Source organism: Nocardioides sp. cx-169 (assembly GCF_021083605.1).
In the GTDB taxonomy this organism is placed as follows: Bacteria; Actinomycetota; Actinomycetes; order Propionibacteriales; family Nocardioidaceae; genus Nocardioides.
On sequence record NZ_JAJNRO010000014.1, the window covers coordinates 89,140 to 109,116 of the forward strand.

General features: G+C 73.6%; 22 protein-coding genes and 1 pseudogene. 14 read left to right on the forward strand and 9 right to left on the reverse strand.

Going from position 1 to position 19,977, the window contains the following annotated elements; translation table 11 throughout:
- Nucleotides 1-27 precede the first annotated feature (27 nt).
- The 6 genes and pseudogenes from rimM (at nucleotide 28) to LRP67_RS18170 (ending at nucleotide 3,916) form a co-directional block, all read left to right on the forward strand.
- Nucleotides 28-576, forward strand: a complete 549-nt coding sequence (rimM, locus tag LRP67_RS18150) for a ribosome maturation factor RimM (protein WP_231271562.1) — start codon at nucleotides 28-30, stop codon at nucleotides 574-576.
- Nucleotides 573-1,250 (forward strand): annotated as a pseudogene (gene trmD, locus LRP67_RS21630) (tRNA (guanosine(37)-N1)-methyltransferase TrmD); the annotation flags it as partial. The gene rimM and the pseudogene trmD, both read left to right, overlap by 4 nt.
- A 120-nt stretch (nucleotides 1,251-1,370) precedes the next feature.
- Nucleotides 1,371-1,733: a GNAT family N-acetyltransferase gene (locus LRP67_RS21635; RefSeq protein WP_308189782.1), complete on the forward strand. Its 363-nt coding sequence runs from the start codon at nucleotides 1,371-1,373 to the stop codon at nucleotides 1,731-1,733.
- A 218-nt stretch (nucleotides 1,734-1,951) separates the two neighbouring features.
- A complete protein-coding gene (gene rplS, locus LRP67_RS18160; RefSeq protein WP_231242294.1) occupies nucleotides 1,952-2,302 on the forward strand; it encodes a 50S ribosomal protein L19 in 351 nt (116 codons plus the stop codon).
- A 38-nt stretch (nucleotides 2,303-2,340) separates the two neighbouring features.
- Nucleotides 2,341-3,183, forward strand: coding sequence for a signal peptidase I (gene lepB, locus LRP67_RS18165; RefSeq protein ID WP_231271564.1), 843 nt, complete (start codon nucleotides 2,341-2,343; stop codon nucleotides 3,181-3,183).
- A 4-nt stretch (nucleotides 3,184-3,187) separates the two neighbouring features.
- The gene (locus tag LRP67_RS18170) at nucleotides 3,188-3,916 is read left to right on the forward strand and encodes a ribonuclease HII (protein WP_231271565.1); all 729 of its coding nucleotides are present in this window, start codon (nucleotides 3,188-3,190) and stop codon (nucleotides 3,914-3,916) included.
- Here the strand turns inward: LRP67_RS18170 and LRP67_RS18175 are convergent.
- Complete coding sequence (locus LRP67_RS18175; protein ID WP_231271566.1) at nucleotides 3,848-4,627, reverse strand: YqjF family protein; 780 nt, start codon at nucleotides 4,625-4,627, stop codon at nucleotides 3,848-3,850. The two genes, LRP67_RS18170 and LRP67_RS18175, sit on opposite strands and share 69 nt — an antisense overlap.
- 69 nt (nucleotides 4,628-4,696) lie before the next feature.
- Between LRP67_RS18175 and LRP67_RS18180 the strand changes: the two genes are divergently transcribed.
- The 4 genes from LRP67_RS18180 to dprA all read left to right on the forward strand — a co-directional run bounded on the left by LRP67_RS18180 (nucleotide 4,697) and on the right by dprA (nucleotide 8,260).
- The gene (locus tag LRP67_RS18180; RefSeq protein WP_134738610.1) at nucleotides 4,697-5,005 is read left to right on the forward strand and encodes a DUF2469 domain-containing protein; all 309 of its coding nucleotides are present in this window, start codon (nucleotides 4,697-4,699) and stop codon (nucleotides 5,003-5,005) included.
- Nucleotides 5,006-5,160: 155 nt separating this feature from the next.
- Nucleotides 5,161-5,529: a YraN family protein gene (locus LRP67_RS18185; RefSeq protein WP_231271567.1), complete on the forward strand. Its 369-nt coding sequence runs from the start codon at nucleotides 5,161-5,163 to the stop codon at nucleotides 5,527-5,529.
- Entirely contained in the window at nucleotides 5,529-7,133 is a 1,605-nt protein-coding gene (locus LRP67_RS18190; RefSeq protein ID WP_231271568.1) for a YifB family Mg chelatase-like AAA ATPase, read from the forward strand. Before LRP67_RS18185 ends, LRP67_RS18190 begins: the two co-directional genes overlap by 1 nt.
- Nucleotides 7,130-8,260 carry a DNA-processing protein DprA gene (dprA, locus tag LRP67_RS18195; protein ID WP_231271569.1) on the forward strand — a complete coding sequence of 377 codons (1,131 nt, stop codon included), beginning with the start codon at nucleotides 7,130-7,132 and terminating at the stop codon, nucleotides 8,258-8,260. Before LRP67_RS18190 ends, dprA begins: the two co-directional genes overlap by 4 nt.
- 24 nt (nucleotides 8,261-8,284) lie before the next feature.
- On the opposite strand, the gene LRP67_RS18200 is transcribed toward dprA, so the two are convergent.
- On the reverse strand, nucleotides 8,285-9,523 hold the full coding sequence (locus LRP67_RS18200; RefSeq protein ID WP_231271570.1) for a D-arabinono-1,4-lactone oxidase: 1,239 nt from the start codon (nucleotides 9,521-9,523) through the stop codon (nucleotides 8,285-8,287).
- A gap of 107 nt (nucleotides 9,524-9,630) precedes the next feature.
- Here LRP67_RS18200 and LRP67_RS18205 point away from each other — a divergent pair, with 107 nt between their 5' ends.
- Both LRP67_RS18205 and LRP67_RS18210 read left to right on the forward strand, forming a co-directional pair.
- Nucleotides 9,631-10,266, forward strand: coding sequence for a hemerythrin domain-containing protein (locus tag LRP67_RS18205; RefSeq protein ID WP_231271571.1), 636 nt, complete (start codon nucleotides 9,631-9,633; stop codon nucleotides 10,264-10,266).
- A 91-nt stretch (nucleotides 10,267-10,357) separates the two neighbouring features.
- Nucleotides 10,358-11,257, forward strand: coding sequence for a tyrosine recombinase XerC (locus tag LRP67_RS18210; RefSeq protein ID WP_231271583.1), 900 nt, complete (start codon nucleotides 10,358-10,360; stop codon nucleotides 11,255-11,257).
- Between the two features lie 3 nt (nucleotides 11,258-11,260).
- Here LRP67_RS18210 and LRP67_RS18215 read toward each other — a convergent pair whose 3' ends face one another.
- The 7 genes from LRP67_RS18215 to LRP67_RS18245 form a co-directional block, all read right to left on the reverse strand.
- Nucleotides 11,261-11,896 (reverse strand): murein hydrolase activator EnvC, encoded by a 636-nt coding sequence (locus LRP67_RS18215; RefSeq protein ID WP_231271572.1) that lies wholly within the window; start codon nucleotides 11,894-11,896, stop codon nucleotides 11,261-11,263.
- A gap of 109 nt (nucleotides 11,897-12,005) precedes the next feature.
- Nucleotides 12,006-12,371 carry a monovalent cation/H(+) antiporter subunit G gene (mnhG, locus tag LRP67_RS18220; RefSeq protein ID WP_231271573.1) on the reverse strand — a complete coding sequence of 122 codons (366 nt, stop codon included), beginning with the start codon at nucleotides 12,369-12,371 and terminating at the stop codon, nucleotides 12,006-12,008.
- Nucleotides 12,368-12,658, reverse strand: a complete 291-nt coding sequence (locus tag LRP67_RS18225) for a monovalent cation/H+ antiporter complex subunit F (RefSeq protein WP_231271574.1) — start codon at nucleotides 12,656-12,658, stop codon at nucleotides 12,368-12,370. The genes mnhG and LRP67_RS18225 overlap by 4 nt, the downstream gene beginning before the upstream one ends.
- On the reverse strand, nucleotides 12,655-13,215 hold the full coding sequence (locus tag LRP67_RS18230; RefSeq protein ID WP_231271575.1) for a Na+/H+ antiporter subunit E: 561 nt from the start codon (nucleotides 13,213-13,215) through the stop codon (nucleotides 12,655-12,657). The genes LRP67_RS18225 and LRP67_RS18230 overlap by 4 nt, the downstream gene beginning before the upstream one ends.
- A complete protein-coding gene (locus LRP67_RS18235) occupies nucleotides 13,212-14,903 on the reverse strand; it encodes a Na+/H+ antiporter subunit D (protein WP_231271576.1) in 1,692 nt (563 codons plus the stop codon). The genes LRP67_RS18230 and LRP67_RS18235 overlap by 4 nt, the downstream gene beginning before the upstream one ends.
- A complete protein-coding gene (locus LRP67_RS18240) occupies nucleotides 14,900-15,394 on the reverse strand; it encodes a Na(+)/H(+) antiporter subunit C (RefSeq protein ID WP_231271577.1) in 495 nt (164 codons plus the stop codon). The genes LRP67_RS18235 and LRP67_RS18240 overlap by 4 nt, the downstream gene beginning before the upstream one ends.
- Entirely contained in the window at nucleotides 15,391-18,267 is a 2,877-nt protein-coding gene (locus LRP67_RS18245) for a Na+/H+ antiporter subunit A (RefSeq protein WP_231271578.1), read from the reverse strand. Before LRP67_RS18245 ends, LRP67_RS18240 begins: the two co-directional genes overlap by 4 nt.
- Before the next feature lie 147 nt (nucleotides 18,268-18,414).
- On the opposite strand from LRP67_RS18245, the gene LRP67_RS18250 reads away from it, so the two are divergent.
- Both LRP67_RS18250 and rpsB read left to right on the forward strand, forming a co-directional pair.
- On the forward strand, nucleotides 18,415-18,585 hold the full coding sequence (locus LRP67_RS18250; protein ID WP_231271579.1) for a hypothetical protein: 171 nt from the start codon (nucleotides 18,415-18,417) through the stop codon (nucleotides 18,583-18,585).
- Nucleotides 18,586-18,858: 273 nt separating this feature from the next.
- Nucleotides 18,859-19,905, forward strand: coding sequence for a 30S ribosomal protein S2 (rpsB, locus tag LRP67_RS18255; RefSeq protein ID WP_231271580.1), 1,047 nt, complete (start codon nucleotides 18,859-18,861; stop codon nucleotides 19,903-19,905).
- The last annotated feature ends 72 nt before the right edge of the window (nucleotides 19,906-19,977 follow it).

The following is a 19,977-nucleotide window of genomic DNA, read 5'->3' on the forward strand; positions in this document are numbered from 1 at the left end:
ACCCGTTCTGCGTCTAGGAGGAGAGCTGTGAGCACCATCGAGGTCGTCGTCGCCCGCATCGGCAAGCCGCACGGCATCCGCGGCGAGGTGACCCTCGAGCTGCGCACCGACGAGCCGGACCGGCGCTTCGCCGCCGGCACCACGCTGTCCCTCCAGAAGCCGGCCGGGTCGGCGTTCGGCCATCGCGCGCTCACCGTCGCCCGCACCCGCTGGCACCAGACCACGCTGCTCGCCACCTTCGAGGAGCTGGCCAGCCGCAACGACGCCGAGGCCGCCCGCGGCGTCCTGCTGGTCGCCACCGTCGACCCGCACGAGACCCCCGAGGACCCCGACGAGTTCTACGACCACCAGCTCGTCGGCCTGGCGGCGTACGACGTCGACGGGCGCGCACTCGGCACCGTCACCGCCATCACCCACGGCGGTGCGCAGGACCTGCTGACGGTCACGACGCCCGAGGGCCGCGAGGGGCTGGTGCCGTTCGTGAAGGAGCTCGTGCCGGAGGTCGACGTGCCCGGCGGGCGGCTGGTCGTCGCCGACCGCCCGGGCCTCGTGACGCCGCTGGAGGACGACGCGTGAGGCTGGACTACCTCACCATCTTCCCCGACTACCTGGCGCCGCTGTCACTGTCGCTGCCGGGCAAGGCCCGCGACCGCGGGCTGATCGAGGTCCACGTCCACGACCTGCGCCGGTGGGCCCACGACCGGCACCACACCGTCGACGACACTCCCTACGGCGGGGGCGCGGGCATGGTGATGAAGCCGGAGCCGTGGGGTGAGGCCTTCGACGAGCTGGTCCTCGACGGGTCGCCCGGGGCCACGCTCGTCGTCCCCACCCCGTCGGGGGTGCCGTTCACGCAGGCGCTCGCCCGCGACCTCGCGACGCGGAAGCGGCTGGTCTTCGCCTGCGGTCGCTACGAGGGCATCGACCAGCGGGTCCTCGACCACGCCGCGAGCCGCGTCGAGGTGGTCGAGGTGTCGCTCGGCGACTACGTCCTCAACGGGGGAGAGGTGGCCGCGCTGGCCGTCACCGAGGCCGTCGTACGGCTGCTGCCGGGCTTCATGGGCAACGCTGAGTCGCTCACGGAGGAGTCCCACGAGGACGGGCTGCTGGAGTACCCCGTCTACACCAAGCCCGCCTCCTGGCGCGGCCTGGACGTGCCCGACGTGCTGCTGTCGGGCGACCACGGCCGCATCGCCCGGTGGCGCCGCGAGCAGGCGGAGCGTCGTACTGCGACCAGGCGACCGGACCTGCTCAGCCCCAGCGCGCTGCCAGGGCAGTGGGAGATCGTCCCGGCCGCCCGCGCTGACGCGGGGGAGCTGCTGACGCTGCAGCGCGCCTGCTGGCTCCAGGAGGCCGTCGCCAACGACAGCGTGAGCGGCATCCCCGCCCTGCAGGAGTCCTACGACGACGTCGTCGCCTGGCTGTCGCAGTGGGCGACGTACGTCGTGCGCGTGGAGGGGCGTCTCGTGGGGGCCGTCCGGGGCCGGCTGGAGGGCACGGCCTGGGACATCGGCCGGATCATGGTGGCCCCCGACGTGCAGGGCCGGGGGCTGGGGCGGGTGCTGCTCGAGCACATCCAGGCCGTCGCGCCGGCCGAGGCGACGTCGTACGTGCTCTTCACCGGCGCGCAGAGCGCGGACAACCTGAGGATGTACCGAAAGGCCGGCTTCCGGATCCGCCGCGACCTCCCGGCGCCGCCGCTCGCGGTGGTCCTGACCAAGGCCCGGCGCTAGCCCGTCGCCGTCCCGGCCGATTTCTGGCGACGGCGCCGACTGTGGCAGACTCCTAGGTCGGTCCAGTCGGCCGAAGGTCCGCTCCGAAGCACGCCCGGAGGGTCCGCGCCGGGCTCCTGCCACAGGGGGAGCCTTGCGCCGCCGGCCAACACGGTTGGACCGACCCAGCTGAACACATCCGATACCGCGGCTGACCTGTGGCACTCGCGAGGAGAACCATGACCAACGTCATCACCGAGCTGACCAACGCCAACAAGCGCGCGGACGTCCCCGCCTTCCGCGCCGGCGACACGATCAAGGTCCACGTCAAGGTCGTCGAGGGCAGCCGCTCGCGGGTCCAGGTGTTCCAGGGCGTCGTGATCCGCGTCCAGGGCTCGGGCATCGGCCGCACCTTCACCGTCCGCAAGGTCTCCTTCGGCGTCGGCGTCGAGCGCACCTTCCCGCTGCACTCCCCGATCTTCGAGGAGATCGAGATCGTCACCCGCGGTGACGTCCGCCGCGCGAAGCTCTACTACCTGCGCAACCTGCGCGGCAAGGCCGCCAAGATCAAGGAGCGCCGCGAGCTCTGAGAAGCCTCCCTCTCGGGACGCCTCTCTAGACTTTGCGCGTGAGCCACCACCCCGACGAGCCCCTCGACGACGTCGACGGGCCCGCCCCTCGGGCCGACGCCGTGGCGGTGCGCGAGGACGACCCCTCCGGGTCCGGCCTCGCGCCCGGGCCCGCCGACGAGCCGGCCCGGCGCCGGCGCCTGCCCATCTGGCAGGAGACCGCGCTGCTGCTGGGCGTCGCGGTGGTGCTCGCGGTCGTCATCAAGGCCCTGTTCGTCCAGGCCTTCTACATTCCGTCCGAGTCCATGGAGCCCGGGCTCGTGGAGAACGACCGGATCCTGGTCCAGAAGGTCTCCTACTGGTTCGGCGGCTCTCCCTCGCGCGGCGACGTGGTGGTCTTCGAGGACCCCGGCGGCTGGCTCGACCCGGCCGATGGCGCCGGCCCCACCAACGGGGTCGGCAAGCTGATGGCCAAGGTCGGCCTCTACCCGTCGGGCGGGCACCTGGTGAAGCGGGTGATCGGCGTCGAGGGCGACGTCATCGAGTGTTGCGACGACCAGGGCCGCCTGCTTCTCAACGGCGAACCGCTCGAAGAGGACGACTACGTCCAGCCCGAGACCGACGTCGAGTGCCGCGGCCCGATGCCGGGCTGTGACTGGAAGGTCGGCCCGATCCCCGAGGGCCAGCTCTTCGTGATGGGCGACAACCGCAACCACTCCAGCGACTCCTCGGCGCACCTGTGCACCGCCGACGAGACCCAGTGTCATCGCAACCCGTACGTCGACACCGACCTCGTGGTGGGCAAGGTGTTCCTGCTGGCCTGGCCGCGTGACCGCTTCGACTGGCTCGACCGGCCCGACGCGTTCGCCGACGTACCCGAAGCCCACGCCGCGGGGAGGTGACGCCGTGAGCCAGCTGCCACGCGGCCTCACGGTCCGCCGTGACGCCGGGCTCTACGGCTACGAGCGCGCCCTGCGCCGTCACGGCATCGAGCCCGTCGCCGGCGTGGACGAGGCCGGCCGCGGTGCCTGCGCGGGGCCGCTGGTCGCCGGGGCCGCGATCCTGCCCTCCGGCAAGGGTGGCATCGTCCCGGGCCTGGCCGACTCCAAGCTGCTCACCGAGAGGGCCCGCGAGCGCTGCTACGACCAGGTCGTACGTCGCGCGCTCGCGTGGTCGGTGGTCGTGGTCAGCCACGAGGAGTGCGACCGGCTCGGCATGCACGTCGCCAACGTCGAGGCCCTGCGCCGCGCGGTGGCGCTGCTCGACCTGCCGCCGGCGTACGTGCTCACCGACGGCTTCCCGGTCGACGGTCTGGGGGTGCCGGGGCTCGCGGTCTGGAAGGGCGACCGGGTCGCCGCGTGCATCGCGGCCGCGTCCGTCCTGGCCAAGGTGACCCGCGACCGCCTGATGACCGACCTCGACCGCGAGTGGCCGGCCTACGACTTCAAGACGCACAAGGGCTACATCACCGAGGCCCACTCCGTGGCGCTCGACGAGCACGGCCCCTCGCCGATCCACCGCATGCGCTTCGTCAACGTCCGCCGAGCCGCCGGGCTGGTGCCCGCCTCAGACCCGCTCGGGACGCCCGAAGAGGACGTGCACGCCGGAGGAGAAGAGCACCGAGTCGGGGGCTGAGCCGCTCAGTCCGCGGAACCCGGCGGCCGGCACCAGCTCGTCGTCGACGACTCGGGCCCGGGCCCGCCGCAGCGGCCAGGGCGCGTGCGTGACCGGCACCCACCAGGTGCGGCCGCACGCGTGCGTGTGGGCGCCGAAGCGGGCGGTGAGGAAGTGGTCGAGCTCGGAGGGGCGCCCGATCGGCTCGCCCACCTCCACCTCCAGGTGGGTGCGCGCGCGCCCGGGGGCGCGGCGCACGGAGCTGTAGACGAGCCGCTGTCCGGACGGGTCGACGCCGGGCGCCGGATGCGTGCACGACATCCGGGCCCAGCGGTAGGGGATCCGGAGTGCGGCGTTGATGCCGGCGACCACCAGGAGCCGCTGCGCGTCGAGCGAGCAGAAGACGATGCCGCGCCGGCCGCGCTGGTCCACGGAGTAGAGCCGCACGTTGTACTCGAGGAAGTCGCCCGCCCACGGCACCGACCACCGGCCGCCGGGGCCGGCGGCCGACATCCGGAACGGGATCAGGCCCACCCAGGTGCTGCCGTCGATGACGTCGGGCCGCACCCCCGGGGGCAGCAGGTCGGCGACCCGCGACGCCTCGACCCGCCAGTGCAGGAAGCTGATGTCGCGCCACCACTGGTGCGCGAGCGTGGAGGAGCGCAGGGGCGGTGCGACGGGATCGATCGCGTCGGGCTCGACCCACGGTTGCTCGCGGCTGCTCGGGTCCACACGTCTACGATGCCAGTAACGAGGTCGCGTCCGGCCCGTGAGCGACCATCCAGGACCGGCAGGAGGGCCATGAGCGCCGAGGAGCTCGAGAAGTACGAGACCGAGCAGGAGCTCACCCTCTACCGCGAGTACCGCGACGTCGTCGGCATCTTCAAGTACGTCGTCGAGACCGATCGGCGCTTCTACCTGTGCAACCAGGTGGACGTGAAGGCCCGCACCGAGGCCGGTGACGTGTTCTTCGAGGTCTCGATGACCGACGCCTGGGTGTGGGACATGTACCGCCCGGCGCGCTTCGCCAAGAACGTCAAGGTGCTGACGTTCAAGGACGTCAACGTCGAGGAGCTCAACACCTCGGAGATCGACCCGCCCAAGGGGTAGCCGGCCGGCCCTAGGTGTCCCCAGCGCCCCGAGCGCCCCACGAGAGACCGCCCTCCGTCCACAGCCGCGGTCCGCGACGGTGCGCGTCCCCAGGGCGATGCCGGCCTCGCTCGCCTGTCCATCCTCCTGACGAGGCTGTCATCAGGAGGTCGGAGATGACGACGACAGCAGCGAGCAGACAGGCGTTGGGCGCCTACGGCGAGAGGGTGGCGGCGCGCCACCTGGTGGCGGCGGGCCTGGTTCTGCTGGACCGCAACTGGCGGTGCGACGAGGGCGAGATCGACCTGGTGCTGCGCGACGGGGCGGTGTTGGTGGTGGGCGAGGTGAAGACCCGCACCAGCGAGGTGTGCGGCTCACCGCACGAGGCGGTCTCGGAGGCCAAGCTGGACCGCCTGCGCCGCCTCGGGCAGCGTTGGGCCGAGGACCACGGGCTGCACCCGCCCGAGACCCGGGTCGACCTGGTGGCCGTGCTGCGGCCGCCGCGCGGTGCCGCCGTCGTGGAGCACGTGCGGGGGATCGGCTGATGCCGTTCGCGACCGCCCACACGGTGTCACTGCACGGCGCCACCGGTCACCTCGTCGACGTCCAGGCCGACGTGTCGCCGGGGCAGGTCGGCACGACGCTGGTCGGGCGCCCGGACGCCTCGCTGAGCGAGGCCCAGCACCGGTGCCGGATGGCCGTGATCAACTCCGAGCTCGGGTGGCCGAGCACCAAGCGGATCACGATCCTGCTCTCGCCCGCCGACCTGCTCAAGCGGGGCAGCCACTTCGACCTGGCGATCGCGGTGGCGGTCGTCGCAGCCGACGGGCGGCTGCCGGTGGCGCAGCTGCAGGCGACCGCCTTCATCGGTGAGCTGACCCTTGACGGTGGGCTGCGCTGCGTGCCCGGGGTGCTGCCGATGGTGCTCGCCGCGGCGGAGCGGGGGATCGCCCGGGTGTTCGTGCCCGAGCCGCTGGCGCGCGAGGCGTCCATGGTCCCGGGCATGGACGTGTTCGGGATGCGCTCGCTGGCCCAGGTCGTGGCCGAGCTGCAGGGCGAGGAGGTCCCGGAGGCGCCGCCGGTGCCGCCGATGTCCGGCAGCCGGCTGCTGGCCTGGCGCGGGGCCGAGCGGCTCGAGGAGGTCGACCTGGCCGACCTGCGCGGCCTCGCCGACGCCAAGTACGCCGTGGAGGTCGCGGCGGCGGGTGGGCACCACCTGCTCCTGTCCGGGCCCAAGGGCAGCGGCAAGACCAGCATCGCGGAGCGGATCCCCACCATCCTGCCCCCCCTGAGCACCGAGGAGGCCCTGGAGCTGACGGCGATCCACTCGCTGGCCGGCACGCTGGACCCGGGCCAGGGCCTGCTCACCCAGGCGCCCTACGCCGCGCCACACCACGACGCCAGCAAGGCCGCCCTGATCGGCGGTGGAAGCGGGTACATCCGCCCCGGGGAGATCAGCCAGGCCCACTGCGGGGTCCTGTTCCTCGATGAGTTCCCGCTCTTCCGCGGCGACGTCATCGAGGCGCTGCGACAGCCGCTGGAGAGCGGCGAGGTCACGATCGCGCGGCGCGAGGAGCTGGTCACCCTCCCCGCCCGCGGGATGCTGGTGCTGGCGAGCAATCCGTGCCCCTGCGGGGAGTACCACGCCAAGGCCAGCCACAACCGGTGCACCTGCGCAGAGCGGGTGCGTCGCGACTACCGGGCCAAGATCACCGGTCCGCTCGCCGACCGGATCGACATCGTGCGCCACGTGGAGCCGGTCGCGCCGCACGAGCAGGCCGACCGGTTCGCGGTCGTCGAGCCCTCGTCGGTGGTGCGCGACCGGGTGGCGGCGGCGCGGCGACGACAGGCGGAGCGCTATGCCGAGCGCAGCTGGCGGCTCAACGCCCACGCCCCCGGACCGGTGCTCCGCGAGGCGTGGCCGCTGGAGCCCGAGGGGCAGCGCCGGCTCGACGACGAGCTCTTCTCCGGGCGGCTCAGCAGTCGCGGCGCGGTCCGCGTGCACCGGGTCGCGTGGACGGTGGCCGACCTGACCGCCGTACGCAGCGGGCGGGAGGTGGCGCCCGGCCCGGCGGAGGTGGGAACGGCGCTGCTGCTGCGGACCGCCGAGCCGCTGCCGCAGCGCCAGGTGGAGGTGAGGTTCGCGTGAGCCACGCCGACCGCCTGGCGCGGGCGGCGCTCAGCCGCCTCGCCGAGCCCGGTGACCCCCGCCTGACCGCACTGGTCGCCGAGCTCGGTGCCCAGGAGCTGCACCGGCTGCTGGTGGATCAGCGCGACCCCGAGGGCCTCCGCACCGACCTCGCGGCGCGCCTCGCCTCGTCCGACCCCGAGCGCGAGCTCGACCGGGCCGCGCGGCTGGGGCTGCGCTTCGTGATCCCCTCCGACGCCGAGTGGCCCGCGCAGGTCGACGACCTGGTCCGGGCCGGCCAGCTCCACGAGCGGGGCGGACCGCCCATCGGTCTGTGGGTCCGCGGCCCGGTGCGCCTGGACTCGCTCACGGGCTCGGTGGCCATCGTCGGGGCCCGCTCCGCGACGAGCTACGGCGCCCAAGTGGCCGGCGAGCTGGCCGCGGTGGCGGCCCGCGCGGGCTTCCCGGTCGTCTCCGGGGCGGCGTTCGGCATCGACCAGGCCGCCCACCGGGGCGCCGTGGCCGTCGACGCGCCCACGGTGGCGGTGCTCGCGTGCGGCGCCGACCGGGTCTACCCGGCCGCCCACCAGCAGCTGATCGACCACATCGCCGCCACCGGCGCCGTGGTGTCGGAGGCGGCGCCGGGCTGCGCCCCCACCCGGATCCGGTTCCTTGCCCGCAACCGGCTGATCGCCGCGCTCGCGCGCGGCACCGTCGTGGTGGAGGCGGCGGCGCGCAGCGGGGCGCTCAACACCGCCAACTGGGCCGCCCGCCTCAACCGGGTCGTCCTGGGGGTGCCCGGTCCGGTCACCAGCGCCCAGTCCCAGGGCGTCCACCAGCTCCTGCGGCAGGGGGCGGCCACCGTCGTCACCAGCGGCCAGGAGCTGCTGGAGCTCGTCGGTGAGTCGGGCAGTCACCTGGCCGACGAGCCGCGCGGCCCGGTCCATCCTCGCGACCGGCTGAGCTCGCGGCACCGGCAGGTCCTCGATGCGGTGCCGGTGGCCTACGGCGCGGGCACCGACTCGGTGGCTCGCACTGCCGGGCTGGGCGTGGTCGAGGTGCGCTCGGCGCTCACCTACCTGCTGGGTGCCGGCCTGGTGGTCCAGGACGACGCGGGCTGGCGTCTCGCTGCGCCGGCGCACACGTGAGGAGGTGGGTGCGGCCGGTGCAGCTCAGCGCAGGTCGAGCGTGCGGGCGAGGAAGTGGCTGTGGAAGACCCCGTCCGGGTCCGACCGGAGGGCGAGGTCGCGGAAGTCGTCGAAGCGCGGGTAGAGCGGGCGCAGCTCGGAGGCGGTGGCGGCGAAGCACTTGCCCCAGTGCGGCCGGGCACCCAGCGCCAGCAGACCCTCCTCGATGGCGGGCAGCACGGCGTACACCGCCGCGACGTCGCGGACCCACGTGAAGTGCAGTGCGATTACGTCGGTCCCGTAGGCGCCGCTGAGCCAGAGCCGGTCCGCCGCGACGGTGCGGACCTCGCTGACCTGGAGGAGAGGTGCGAAGGTGCCGGCGAGCGACCGGAGAGCCTCGAACGCCGCGGCTGCGTGGGCTCGCGGAACGAGGTACTCGCTCTGGAGCTCCTCGCCCCTGCTGGGGGTGAAGTCCATGCGGAAGTGCGGGAGCCGCTCGTGCCACGGTCCCGGCAGTCCGCCCTGCTCGGTGACCGCCGCGACGTCGGCGCCGACCAGCATGTGCAGCGTGCCGGTGGCCGCCGGTGCGCCGAACAGCTCCGTGGGCGAGGTGCCGGCCCGGCTCTTCAGCCAGACCTGGGCGATCCGGCCGCTGGCCCAGTCGGTGAACAGGCTGACGCTGTCGGCACTGCCGGTGAGCTCGTCGAGGTGCTCGCTCGCGACGTCCCACGGCAGGTCGGTGTAGAGGTCCTGGCGGATCTCGTAGCTCGGCTCGATGTCGAGCGTCACGTGGGTGGTGACGCCCAGGGCGCCCAGGGCGACCACGTGCCCGTCGGCGTCGGGGTCCCCGCGCCTGACGGTGCGCAGGCTGCCGTCGGCCGTGACCAGCTCGAGCCCGGTGACGGCCGACGCGAGGGACCCGGTGCGGTCCCCGGAGCCGTGGGTGCCGGTGGCGACCGCGCCGGCGACCGAGATGTGCGGGAGCGAGGCCATCGTCGCGAGCGCCCAGCCCCGGGTGTGCAGCGCGACTGCGAGCCGGCCGTAGGTGAGCCCGCCCGAGACGCGCACCTCACGGCGGCCGGCGTCGACCTCGATCTCCTCGGGCAGGGTGTCGGTGGCGACCAGGTCGCCAGGGGTGTCGGCGACGTCGGTGAAGGAGTGGCGCGAGCCCAGGGCGTGCACCCGGTCCGCGCCGGCGACGATCGTCTGCAGCTCCTCGACGGTCGTGGGGCGGTGCAGGCGAGCGGCCGCGAAGCGGTGGTTCCCGGACCAGTTCGTCAGCATCCCCGCATCATCGCTCGCCACTCCCAGTCCGGACCCGCCGTCCGGGGGACGGGAGGCAGGTCTGAACCGGGCTGGCGGGCGGGCGGAGGCCGTCCTACTGTCCCTGGATGGGCACGACGCTGAACATGAACCGCGTGATCCACGCCGCCGTCCGGCGCGACCTGGACCGGCTCGAGGCCGCACTCGCCGACTTTGCGGGCGGGGACGCCGAGCGGGCCGCCGGCCTGCACCGCGCCTACGAGCACCTGCGCGCGGAGCTGCACCATCACCACGTCGGGGAGGACACCCACATCTGGCCGATGCTGGCCGGCTTCGGCGTCGACGCGGGACTGCTCAGCACGATGGAGTCCGAGCACCACGCCATGGCCGAGTCGCTCACCTCCGTGGCGCACGCGATGGACGCGTTGGCGGCCGACCCGAGCGTGGCCGCGGCGGCCGCGGCGCGGGTGCGCGTGGCGGATGCCCGCGAGGTCGTCGAGCAGCACCTCACGCACGAGGAGAACGAGCTGGAGCCGGTGCTGCTGCCGTACCTGGGGACCCCCGAGTGGCGAGCGACCGAGAAGCGGCTGCGCTCGGCCCCGCCCCGGGTGACCGGGGAGTTCTTCGCCTGGCTGCAGGACGGGATGGACCCCGAGCATCGCGCGTTCCTGCGCCGCAGCGTCCCGCGGCCGGTGACGTTCGTGCTCGGCCGGGTCCTCGGCCGCCGCTACCACCGCGACGTGGCCACCGTCTGGCGCGCCTGAGCGCGACCGGCGTGCGCATCCCTAGGCTGGGCAGGTGAGCGCCGAGCCCGAATCCACACCGGCCGTGGAGCCCGACCTGCTGCCCGACCCGATGGCGCGCGTGCTGGGGGAGTACGAGCGCCACCTGGTCTCCGAGCGCGACCTCACCGCGCACACCGTGCGCGCCTACTCCGCCGACATCGCCGGCCTGCTCGCGCACTCCGCCCGCCTGGGGTGCGCCCGCGTGGACGAGCTGGACCTGCGCACGCTGCGCAGCTGGCTGGCCAAGCAGCAGAGCATGGGCCTCTCGCGCACGACGCTGGCGCGGCGGGCCACGGCGGCACGGGTCTTCACGGCCTGGCTGGCCCGTACCGGCCGCGCCCCCGCCGACGTCGGCGCCTCGCTGGGCTCGCCGCGGCCGCACAAGTCCCTGCCGGCCGTGCTGCGCACCGACGAGGCCGCCGACCTGATCGCCGCGGCCGCGGAGATCGCCGACGACGGCAGCCCGGTCGGGCTGCGTGATGTCGCCATGCTCGAGCTGCTCTATGCGACCGGGATCCGGGTCGGGGAGCTGGTCGGCCTCGACCTGGACGACGTCGACCGGGACCGCAACGTCGTGCGGGTCTTCGGCAAGGGCCGCAAGGAGCGGTCGGTGCCCTTCGGGCGTCCTGCGGCGCGGGCGCTGGAGCTCTGGCTGCGCCAGGGCCGGCCCTCGCTGCTGGTGGACGGCTCGGGACCGGCGCTCTTCCTGGGCGCCCGCGGCCGGCGGATCGACCCCCGGGCGGTGCGCACGCTGGTGCACCAGCGCATCGCGGCGGTGCCGGGCGCGCCGGACATCGGCCCGCACGGGCTGCGCCACACCGCGGCGACCCACCTGCTCGAGGGCGGCGCCGACCTGCGCTCGGTGCAGGAGCTGCTCGGCCACGCCTCCCTGGCGACCACGCAGCTCTACACCCACGTGACCACCGACCGGCTGCGCCGGGCCTACCAGCAGGCGCACCCGCGCGCCTGAGCATCAGGGCGGTGCGCGGGCGGTGATCGCGTCGCCGCCCACGCCGGCCGCGCGCCCCAGCGTGGTGACCCAGGTGGCCCAGAGCGGCAGCCCGGCGTACGGCAGTGCCGCCGCCCGCGCCGGGGCGGGGGAGAGGCTCCAGAGCGGGAGCAGCCGCACCGGGCCGGCGCCGACCAGGCGGAGGGGGTCGAGGTAGGTCTCGCCCTGGATCCAGCCCCAGTGCAGGCAGGCGCGGGGGAAGCAGTGAGATCCGGCCAGCTCGAGCGCGCCCAGCGCCTCGCCCGCCGCCACCGCCCGGCCGACCTCGACGTGGGCCGTGACCGGCTCGTAGGTGGTCCGGGTGGCCCCGTGGTCGACGACCACGACGCCGCGGCCGGCGAGCCGCCCGGCGTAGCGCACGGCGCCGGGCAGGGCTGCGCGCACCGGCTGCCCCACGGCGCCGGCGAGGTCCACGCCGCGGTGGCCGGCGCCGTAGGGCGTCTCGGGCGGGTCGAAGCGCTGGACCACCTCGGGGGCGGGACGCAGCGGCCAGGAGCCGCGAGGGTCGGCGTCGGCGTCGGCGGCGGCGCTGGACGGGGCGCCGCAGAGCAGGAGGACGCTCAGGGCGGCGCAGGGGGCGAGGGACGCGAGACGACGCATGCCGCCAGGGTGCTCGCGCAACGCGACATCGGGTGCCGCCGAGGTGCCGGACTGGGGATAGCGTCGGCGCGCGGCATCGCTGTGGACGACTCACGGCCTGTTCTGGGCGTCAGGGGGCGCCGCGCGGCTCCTGGTGCTCGAGGTCGCCGCTGAGCTCGTCGACGACCAGGAGGTCGTGGCGCACCTGCCCGGCGCGGAACGACGCGCGCCCGAGCATGTGGCTCGACACCACGCTGCTGGCCATCTGCAGCAGCACGACCAGCGCCAGCAGCCCGAGGACGCCCGGCTCCCGCAGGCGCAGCGCGACCCCGGCCATCACGAGCATCGTGCCGAGCACCTGCGGCTTGGTCGCGGCGTGCATGCGGCTGAGCAGGTCCGGCATGCGGAGCACGCCGATGGCCGCGACGAGGGCCAGCAGCGCGCCCAGCAGGAAGCACGCGGCGGCGGCGATGTCCGCGAGGGCGGTCCAACTCACCGGGCACCCCCTTCGTCGCCGTCTCCGAGGTCGTTGCTCCGGCTGGCGTAGCGAGCGACGCTCACCGCGCCGACGAACCCGCAGCCGGCCAGCACCACGAGCAGCGGGAGCGCGAACGTGACCCCCGTGTGAGCCGTGTAGAGGCCGACGGCGCTGACCGTGATCGCGACGAGCACGTCGAGGGCCACGCTGCGGTCGAGGATCGTGGGACCGATCGTCAGCCGGAGCAGGAGCAGGAGGGAGGCGACGAACAGGATCGCGGCCGACACCACGAGTACGGCGGTCATGCGGCCTCCCCCTCGACCGGGTGGGGCGGCAGGGCCCTCAGCAGGCGCTGCTCGAGCATCAAGGCGCTGCGGCGGAAGTCCTCGGCCGCGCCCGCGTCGGGGACGTCCAGGACGTGCAGGTAGAGGGTGTGGGTCGACCTGCGCGCCTCCACCACGACTGAGCCCGGGATCAGGGAGAGCATGGCGGCGACCAGCGTCATCAGGAAGTCGGAGGAGCTCTCGAGGTCGACGGCCACCACGGCGTTGCGCACCGGCCGGCGACGCAGGACGACGCCCGCGACCTGCGCGCTGGCGCGCACGACGTCGACGAGGAACCAGGCGAGCACCCCGAGCAGGAGCAGTGGCCGCACGCGGCAGACCAGGTCGATCGGCGGCAGCGGGAAGACGACGCACACCAGCACGGCGACCAGGACCCCGCCCACCAGGAGCAGCGGCGTCACCTCGCCCCACAGCGCCAGCCAGACGAGCGTCAGCCAGACCACCGCCAGGGGCTGGACGGCGCGGTGCCGCGCGGGGCGGGTCCTGCCGTCGGGCCGGGTGCGCGTCACGGGGCTCATCCGCGGTCCTCGCCCAGCACGGAGGACAGGTACGGGTCGCGCTCGTGGAGGTCCGCCGCGGCGCGCTCGCACAGCGCGTACAGCGGGCCGGCGACCACGGTGAGCAGCACGCTCATCACCACCAGGCCGGCGGTGGGGACCAGCATCCCCATGGGGGAGTGGCGGTTGTCTTCGCCGGCCTCGATGAGCGTGTGGAAGTCCCGGTCCGGCAGGTCGTCGTCGCCGAGCCGGCGTGCCTCCTCGATGTCCTGCTTGGAGACGGTGCCGGCCGCGGTGTGGACATGGCCGCGGTGCTCGTGCACGACGCCGGTGTCGTGGCCGGGGACCGGCTCGCCGCCCCCGCCGATGGCCTCGAGCGCCTCGTGGGCCTCCTGCGGGGTGCGCCAGAAGGCGACCGCCCACGTCTTGGCGACGGCGTACAGCGTCAGCAGGCTGGTCAGGGCGCCCCCGGCCACCAGCGTCCAGGCGAGCCAGCCGCCCTCCTGCTGGGCGGCCTGGAACAGGCCGACCTTGCCGATGAAGCCCGAGAACGGCGGGATCCCGGCGAGGTTCATCGCCGGGATGAAGAACAGCACGGCGAGCAGCGGGGCGAGGCGCGCCAGGCCGCCGATCCGCATCAGGGCGGTGCTGCCGGCGCGACGCTCGACCAGACCGAGCACCAGGAACAGGGCGGTCTGGATGGTGATGTGGTGCACCACGTAGAACGTCGTGCCGGCGGTGCCGGCACGGCTGCCGAGCGCGATGCCGAGCACGAGGTAGCCGATGTGGCTCACGAGAGTGAACGAGAGCATCCGCTTGATGTCGGACTGCGCCACGGCGCCGAGGATCCCGATCAGCATCGTGAGCAGGGCCGCCCACAGGAGCAGGTCGGACAGCGGGCTGTCGGGGAAGAGCAGGGTCTGCACCCGCAGGATCGCGTAGACGCCGACCTTGGTCAGCAGGCCTGCGAAGACCGCGGTCACCGGTGCGGGCGCCGTGGGGTAGCTGTCCGGGAGCCAGAACGACAGCGGGAAGATCGCCGCCTTGATGGCGAAGGTCGTGATCAGGAGCAGCTGGATCATGAGCGAGACGTGGTCGGGCAGTGCGGCCAGTCGCTCGGCCAGGTGGGCCAGGGTCAGCGTGCCGGTGGCGGCATAGGTCACGGCCAGGCTGATCAGGAAGAGCGTGGAGGACAGCAGGTTGACCAGCACATAGATGGTCCCCGCGCGGATCCGGGTCGCGGTGCCGCCGAGCGTGAGCAGCACGTAGGAGGCGAACAGCAGCATCTCGAAGCTGACGAAGAGGTTGAACAGGTCGCCGGCGAGGAAGGCGTTGGCCACGCCGGCGACGAGCACCAGGAACGTCGGGTGGTAGACCGAGATCGGGGCCCCCTCCTCGTCCTCCGTCATACCCTGGCCCACCGAGTACGCCAGCACGGCCAGCGTCACCAGGGCGCTGACCAGCAGCATCAGCGCCGCCAGCCGGTCGGCCACCAGGACGATGCCGAGCGTCTCGGGCCACGCGCCGATCCAGACCGTCTGCGGGCCGTGGTGGTCGGCCTGGACGAGCAGCACCGCCGCGCTCGCCACGACGCCGACCAGCACGACGAGGCTGAGCCAGCGCTGGAGGCGGGGGTGGTGCAGCAGCGCCAGGGACGCGCCGGCCCCCAGGATCGGGAGCAGCACGGGGAGCGGGACCAGGGCGTTCACTTCGCCGCCATGATCTCGGCCGCGTCCGCTGCGAGCGGGTCGTCGTCGGGCCCCTCGCCGGGGTCGCCGCTCGAGTCGTCGCCCGGGAAGTCGGACGTGGTGGCGTCGTAGGCCTCGGAGGTGACGTCGCCGGCGGCCAGCCTGCGGATCGTGGCGTCCTCGACATCGTCCTGCACGTCGTCGTGGCCGTTGAGCTGCCAGCTGCGATAGGCCATCGCCAGCACGAACGCCGTGGTCGCCAGCGTGATCACGATCGCCGTCAGCACCATCGCCTGAGGCAGCGGGTCCGAGAGCCCGGTGACGTCGCCGTCCTTCGTCACGATCGGGGCCCGGCCGGCCGGGCCGCCGGCGACCAGGAAGGCGACGCTGACGCCGTTGCCGATCATGACCAGGCCCACCAGCACCCGGGAGAGGCTGCGCTCGAGCAGGAGGTAGACCCCGCAGCCGAGGAGGGCGGCGGCGATGAGGACGAGGGTGAGGTTGACGTTCATGCGGCCTCCGCCGTGCTCCGGCGCTGGGCGCGTTGGATGTCCCGGTCCATGTGCGAGCCCAGGGCGCGCAGCAGGTCGAGCACCAGGCCGACGACGACGAGGTAGACCCCCACGTCGAACAGCACCGACGTGACCAGGTGCAGCTCGCCGAGGAAGAGCAGCGGGACGTCGACGACAGCCGACTGGAGCACCTCGCCGCCGAACGCCAGCGGGAAGAGGGCGGCGAGCGCGGCGATCGCGAGGCCGGAGCCGATCAGGCGTCCGGCGTCCACCGGCGCCGCCTCGTCCAGCTCGTAGCGGCCGCCGGCCAGGTAGCGCACGACCAGCGCCAGCCCGGTGGTCATCCCGGCCGCGAAGCCGCCTCCGGGCGCGTTGTGGCCGGCGAGCAGGAGGTAGACCGAGATGACGACCAGCGTGTGGAATATCAGGCGGACCACGACCTCGAAGATGATCGAGCGCTTCTCCGGGGCCAGCGTGCGCGACCCCGGGAGCCAGGCTCGGCGGCCCGGGGAGGTCGCGAGCTTCTTGACGCCCGCGGGGTAGGGGATGTCCTGGACGCGCCGGATGTCGGCGCCTCGCGCGTGGACGAAGATCAGGCTGGCCACCCCGGTGGCGGCGGCCACGAGGACCGCAATCTCGCCCAGGGTGTCCCAGGCCCGGGTGTCGACCAGGATGACGTTGACGATGTTGCCGCCGCCGCCGTAGTCGAGGGCCTCCTTCGGGAGGGCGAGCGAGACCGGGTCGCTGTTGCGGGCGGCCCCGGCCATGAGCAGGAAGCCGGCCGTCACGACGCCCACGGCGAGGCCCAGCGCAGCCCGGAGGTAGCGCTGACGGCTCAGGGGCCGGTCGGTGAAGTACTCCGGCAGGCGCCGCAGCGCCAGCACGAAGACGACCACGGTGAGGGTCTCGACCAGGACCTGGGTCAAGGCGAGGTCCGGCGCGCCGTGCAGGACGAAGAGGAGCGCGGTGCCGTAGCCGGTGACGCTGACGAGCAGGACCGCGCGGATGCGCCGGCGTGAGCGCGTGGTCATCAGCGCGGCGAGGACGATCACCACGCCGACGACCGCCTGCATGGGGGTGTCCCAGGCGCGGACCTGCAGGTCCCCGAGACCGTCCAGCAGGGTCGAGCCGGGCAGCACCACCACGACCATCAGGATGATCGCCAGGTAGGCGGCTGCCGAGCCGCGCTGCAGCACACCGGTGATCTCCACTGCGGAGCGGTCCAGCAGCCGCATCCCGGCGTGGTAGGCGCGCTCGAGGCTCCACTCGTGGGCCAGCCGGGTCTGCAGGCGCGAGACCGGCGCCCTGGCCACGAAGAGCAGGCCGCCCAGCGTGAGCGTGGTGAGGGTGAGCAGCAGGGGGAGGCCCACCCCGTGCCACAGGGTGAGCTCGGGCTCGTGCGCACCGAGGGGGAGGGTGTCGGCCTGGCCGCGCAGCATCGTCGTCAGGGGCCCGCCGAGCAGGCCGAAGACGAGCGAGAGTCCCGCGAGGACGACCGGCGCCGCGACGAACGCCGGGGCCGGGTCGTGCACGACGGGGGCCTGGTCGACCTCGCGGTGGCCGAAGGCGCCCCACACGAACCGGGCGGAGTAGGCCACGGTGAGGACCGAGCCGAGGACGACGCCGAACAGCAGGAGCCAGCCGCTCGCGGCGTTCAAGCCGGTGCCGTCGCCCTTCCGGGCCACGTCGAGCAGCGCGACGAGCACGCTCTCCTTCGCGACGTAGCCGAGCAGGGGCGGCACCCCCGCCATCGACGCGGCCGCGAGGGTGGCGGCCACCGCGAGCACCGGCATCCGGCGGGCCAGGCCCGTCAGGCGGCGCAGGTCGCGGGTGCCGGTGCTGTGGTCGATGACGCCGACGGTGAGGAAGAGCGCGGCCTTGAAGAGCGCGTGCGCCACCAGCAGCGCCAGGCCGGCGAGCATCGTGCTGCGGGTGCCGACGCCCAGCACCAGGATGAGGAGGCCCAGCTGGCTCACCGTCCCGTAGGCCAGCAGCAGCTTGAGGTCGTGCTGGCGCAGCGCGCGGACGCCGCCGAGGATCATCGTCGCGAGGCCGAGTGTCAGGAGGATGCCGCGCCACCCGGGCACGTCCGCGAAGGCGGGCGCCAGGAGCGCGACGAGGTAGACGCCGGCCTTCACCATCGACGCCGCGTGCAGGTAGGCGCTCACCGGGGTGGGTGCGGCCATGGCCGAGGGCAGCCAGAAGTGGAAGGGGAGCAGGGCCGACTTGCTGATCGCTCCCACGAGCATCAGGAGCACGCCGACGGTCACCGCCGTGCCGGTCGGGGGGGCGGCCAGGATCTCGGAGATGCGGAACGTGCCGGCCTGCCCGCCCACGAGGAGGGCGCCGACGAGGAGGACCAGGCCGCCGAGGGTGGTGACCACGAGCGCCTGGATGGCCGCGCGCCGGCTGCTGCGCCGGCCGGGGTCGTGGCCGATGAGGAGGAAGGAGAAGACCGTGGTCAGCTCCCAGAAGACGTAGAGCAGCAGCAGGTCGTCGGCCAGCACCAGACCGAGCATCGCGCCGATGAAGGCGACCAGGACGCCGGCGAAGCGGGGGACGCCGGGGTCGGCCTCGCCGAAGTACCACGCGCAGTAGGCGAGCACGAGTGCGCCGATGCCCAGGACGATGAGCGCCATGACCCATTGCAGCGGGCCCATCGCGAAGGCGAGCTCCATGCCGATGCTGCCGACCCAGGGGTGGACCTCGAGCAGGGTGTCGCCGTCGACGACGCGACCGCCCTGGGCGCCCACCCAGGCCGCTCCGGCCAGGGGGACCAGGGCGAGAAGCAGGAAGGCGCGGCGGCCGGCTCGGAGGACCAGCCACGGCGACAGCGCCGCCGCCGTGAGCACGGCGGCGATCAGCTCCAGCACAGGCGAAGGTCCTCGCTGTCGAACGTCGGGGGATCACCGTGATTCTACAAGGCGAGAGCTCCTCGCCGGCGCCCAGGAGGGCTGCCGACGCGAAGATGGGTGGTAGACCCCATGGGGCGTCGCCACCCGCGCCCGTTCGATGGAAGCATGGGCGAACCAGCCGGCATCGTGCTGACCGTGATCGCGTGGGCGCTGATCGCACTCCAGGTGTGGCTGACCCGCCATGACCGCTCCCGGATCAGGCGGGTGCGGGTGGCCCGGGCCGCCTCGTGCGCGCGGGCCCGGGTGGATTCGCGGGGACGGCCCGCGCTCGACTAGGCTGGGTACATCGGCGTGCGGTCTCGACCGCGCTCCGAAATTCGCACGCTCGCCGACCACGATGGGGCCCCCGGGTCCCGACCACCCGTGGGCGACGGCCCTCAGTCCCGTGAGACCACCAGGTCGAGCAGGTCGGGCCGCGCGCGGGCGTCAGGCACGAGCGGCACCCGCCGGTCGTGGACGAACTGAAAACGACCCGGAGCCCAGCCCCGGCTCGCCCTGACTCAAGGGTGTGCGTACGGCGCTGCTCCGAATCAGGAGATAAGAACCATCATGGCAGTTGTCACCATGCGCCAGCTCCTCGAGAGCGGCGTCCACTTCGGGCACCAGACCCGTCGCTGGAACCCCAAGATGAAGCGCTTCATCATGACCGAGCGCAACGGCATCTACATCATCGACCTGCAGCAGTCGCTGGCCTACATCGACCGCTCCTTCGCCTTCGTCAAGGAGACCGTCGCCCGCGGCGGCACCGTGATGTTCGTCGGCACGAAGAAGCAGGCCCAGGAGGCCATCGCCGAGCAGGCGACGCGCGTCGGCATGCCCTACGTCAACCAGCGTTGGCTCGGCGGCATGCTCACCAACTTCCAGACCGTGCACCAGCGGATCAACCGTCTCAAGGAGCTCGACGAGATCGACTTCGACGACGTCGCCGGCAGCAGCCGCACCAAGAAGGAGCTGCTGCAGATGCGTCGCGAGCGCGACAAGCTGAACAAGTCGCTCGGCGGCATCCGCGAGATGAGCCGGACCCCCAACGCGGTCTGGATCGTCGACACCAACAAGGAGCACCTCGCCGTCGAGGAGGCCCGCAAGCTGCGGATCCCGATCATCGGCATCCTGGACTCCAACTGCGACCCCGACCTGGTCGACTTCCCGATCCCGGGCAACGACGACGCCATCCGCGCGGTCGGCCTGCTGACCCGCGTGGTCGCCGACGCCGTGGCCGAGGGCCTCATCGCCCGCTCCGGCGCCAAGTCCGAGAGCACCGCTCCCGGCGCGGCCGAGCCGCTGGCCGACTGGGAGCGCGAGCTCCTCGAGGGTGACGCCGAGAAGGCCGCCGAGAAGGCGACCGCCGCCGACCCCGAGGCTCCGGCCTCCGAGGCGACGGGTGCGTCCACCGAGGGCGCCGCCGCCGCCGAGGTCGCCGAGGCCGCGACCGAGGCGCCCGCCGACGAGACGCCCGCCCCCGCGGCCGGCGACGCGCAGGCGACGACCGAGCAGGTCGCCGCCGACGTGGACGCCGCTGCCACGGAGGCTGCGTCGGTCGACACCGCCGCCGCCGAGAAGGACGCCGAGCCCGCGACCGACGAGGCCTCGGCCTGACCGTCTCCGGACCGCGGTGGGGCCGACGAAGGAAGCCGCCCCCCCCCCGGTGAAGGCACCCCCCCCCCCCAC

Bases quoted from the DNA above. Each gene is read 5' to 3' on its own strand.
- rplS (WP_231242294.1), top strand. From the start codon at position 1,952: ATGACCAACGTCATCACCGAGCTGACCAACGCCAACAAGCGCGCGGAC.
- LRP67_RS18180 (WP_134738610.1), top strand. From the start codon at position 4,697: ATGAGCGCCGAGGAGCTCGAGAAGTACGAGACCGAGCAGGAGCTCACC.
- LRP67_RS18185 (WP_231271567.1), top strand. From the start codon at position 5,161: ATGACGACGACAGCAGCGAGCAGACAGGCGTTGGGCGCCTACGGCGAG.
- LRP67_RS18190 (WP_231271568.1), top strand. From the start codon at position 5,529: ATGCCGTTCGCGACCGCCCACACGGTGTCACTGCACGGCGCCACCGGT.
- LRP67_RS18200 (WP_231271570.1), bottom strand. From the start codon at position 9,523: ATGCTGACGAACTGGTCCGGGAACCACCGCTTCGCGGCCGCTCGCCTG.
- LRP67_RS18205 (WP_231271571.1), top strand. From the start codon at position 9,631: ATGGGCACGACGCTGAACATGAACCGCGTGATCCACGCCGCCGTCCGG.
- LRP67_RS18210 (WP_231271583.1), top strand. From the start codon at position 10,358: ATGGCGCGCGTGCTGGGGGAGTACGAGCGCCACCTGGTCTCCGAGCGC.
- LRP67_RS18215 (WP_231271572.1), bottom strand. From the start codon at position 11,896: ATGCGTCGTCTCGCGTCCCTCGCCCCCTGCGCCGCCCTGAGCGTCCTC.
- LRP67_RS18225 (WP_231271574.1), bottom strand. From the start codon at position 12,658: ATGACCGCCGTACTCGTGGTGTCGGCCGCGATCCTGTTCGTCGCCTCC.
- LRP67_RS18230 (WP_231271575.1), bottom strand. From the start codon at position 13,215: ATGAGCCCCGTGACGCGCACCCGGCCCGACGGCAGGACCCGCCCCGCG.
- LRP67_RS18240 (WP_231271577.1), bottom strand. From the start codon at position 15,394: ATGAACGTCAACCTCACCCTCGTCCTCATCGCCGCCGCCCTCCTCGGC.
- LRP67_RS18250 (WP_231271579.1), top strand. From the start codon at position 18,415: ATGGGCGAACCAGCCGGCATCGTGCTGACCGTGATCGCGTGGGCGCTG.
- rpsB (WP_231271580.1), top strand. From the start codon at position 18,859: ATGGCAGTTGTCACCATGCGCCAGCTCCTCGAGAGCGGCGTCCACTTC.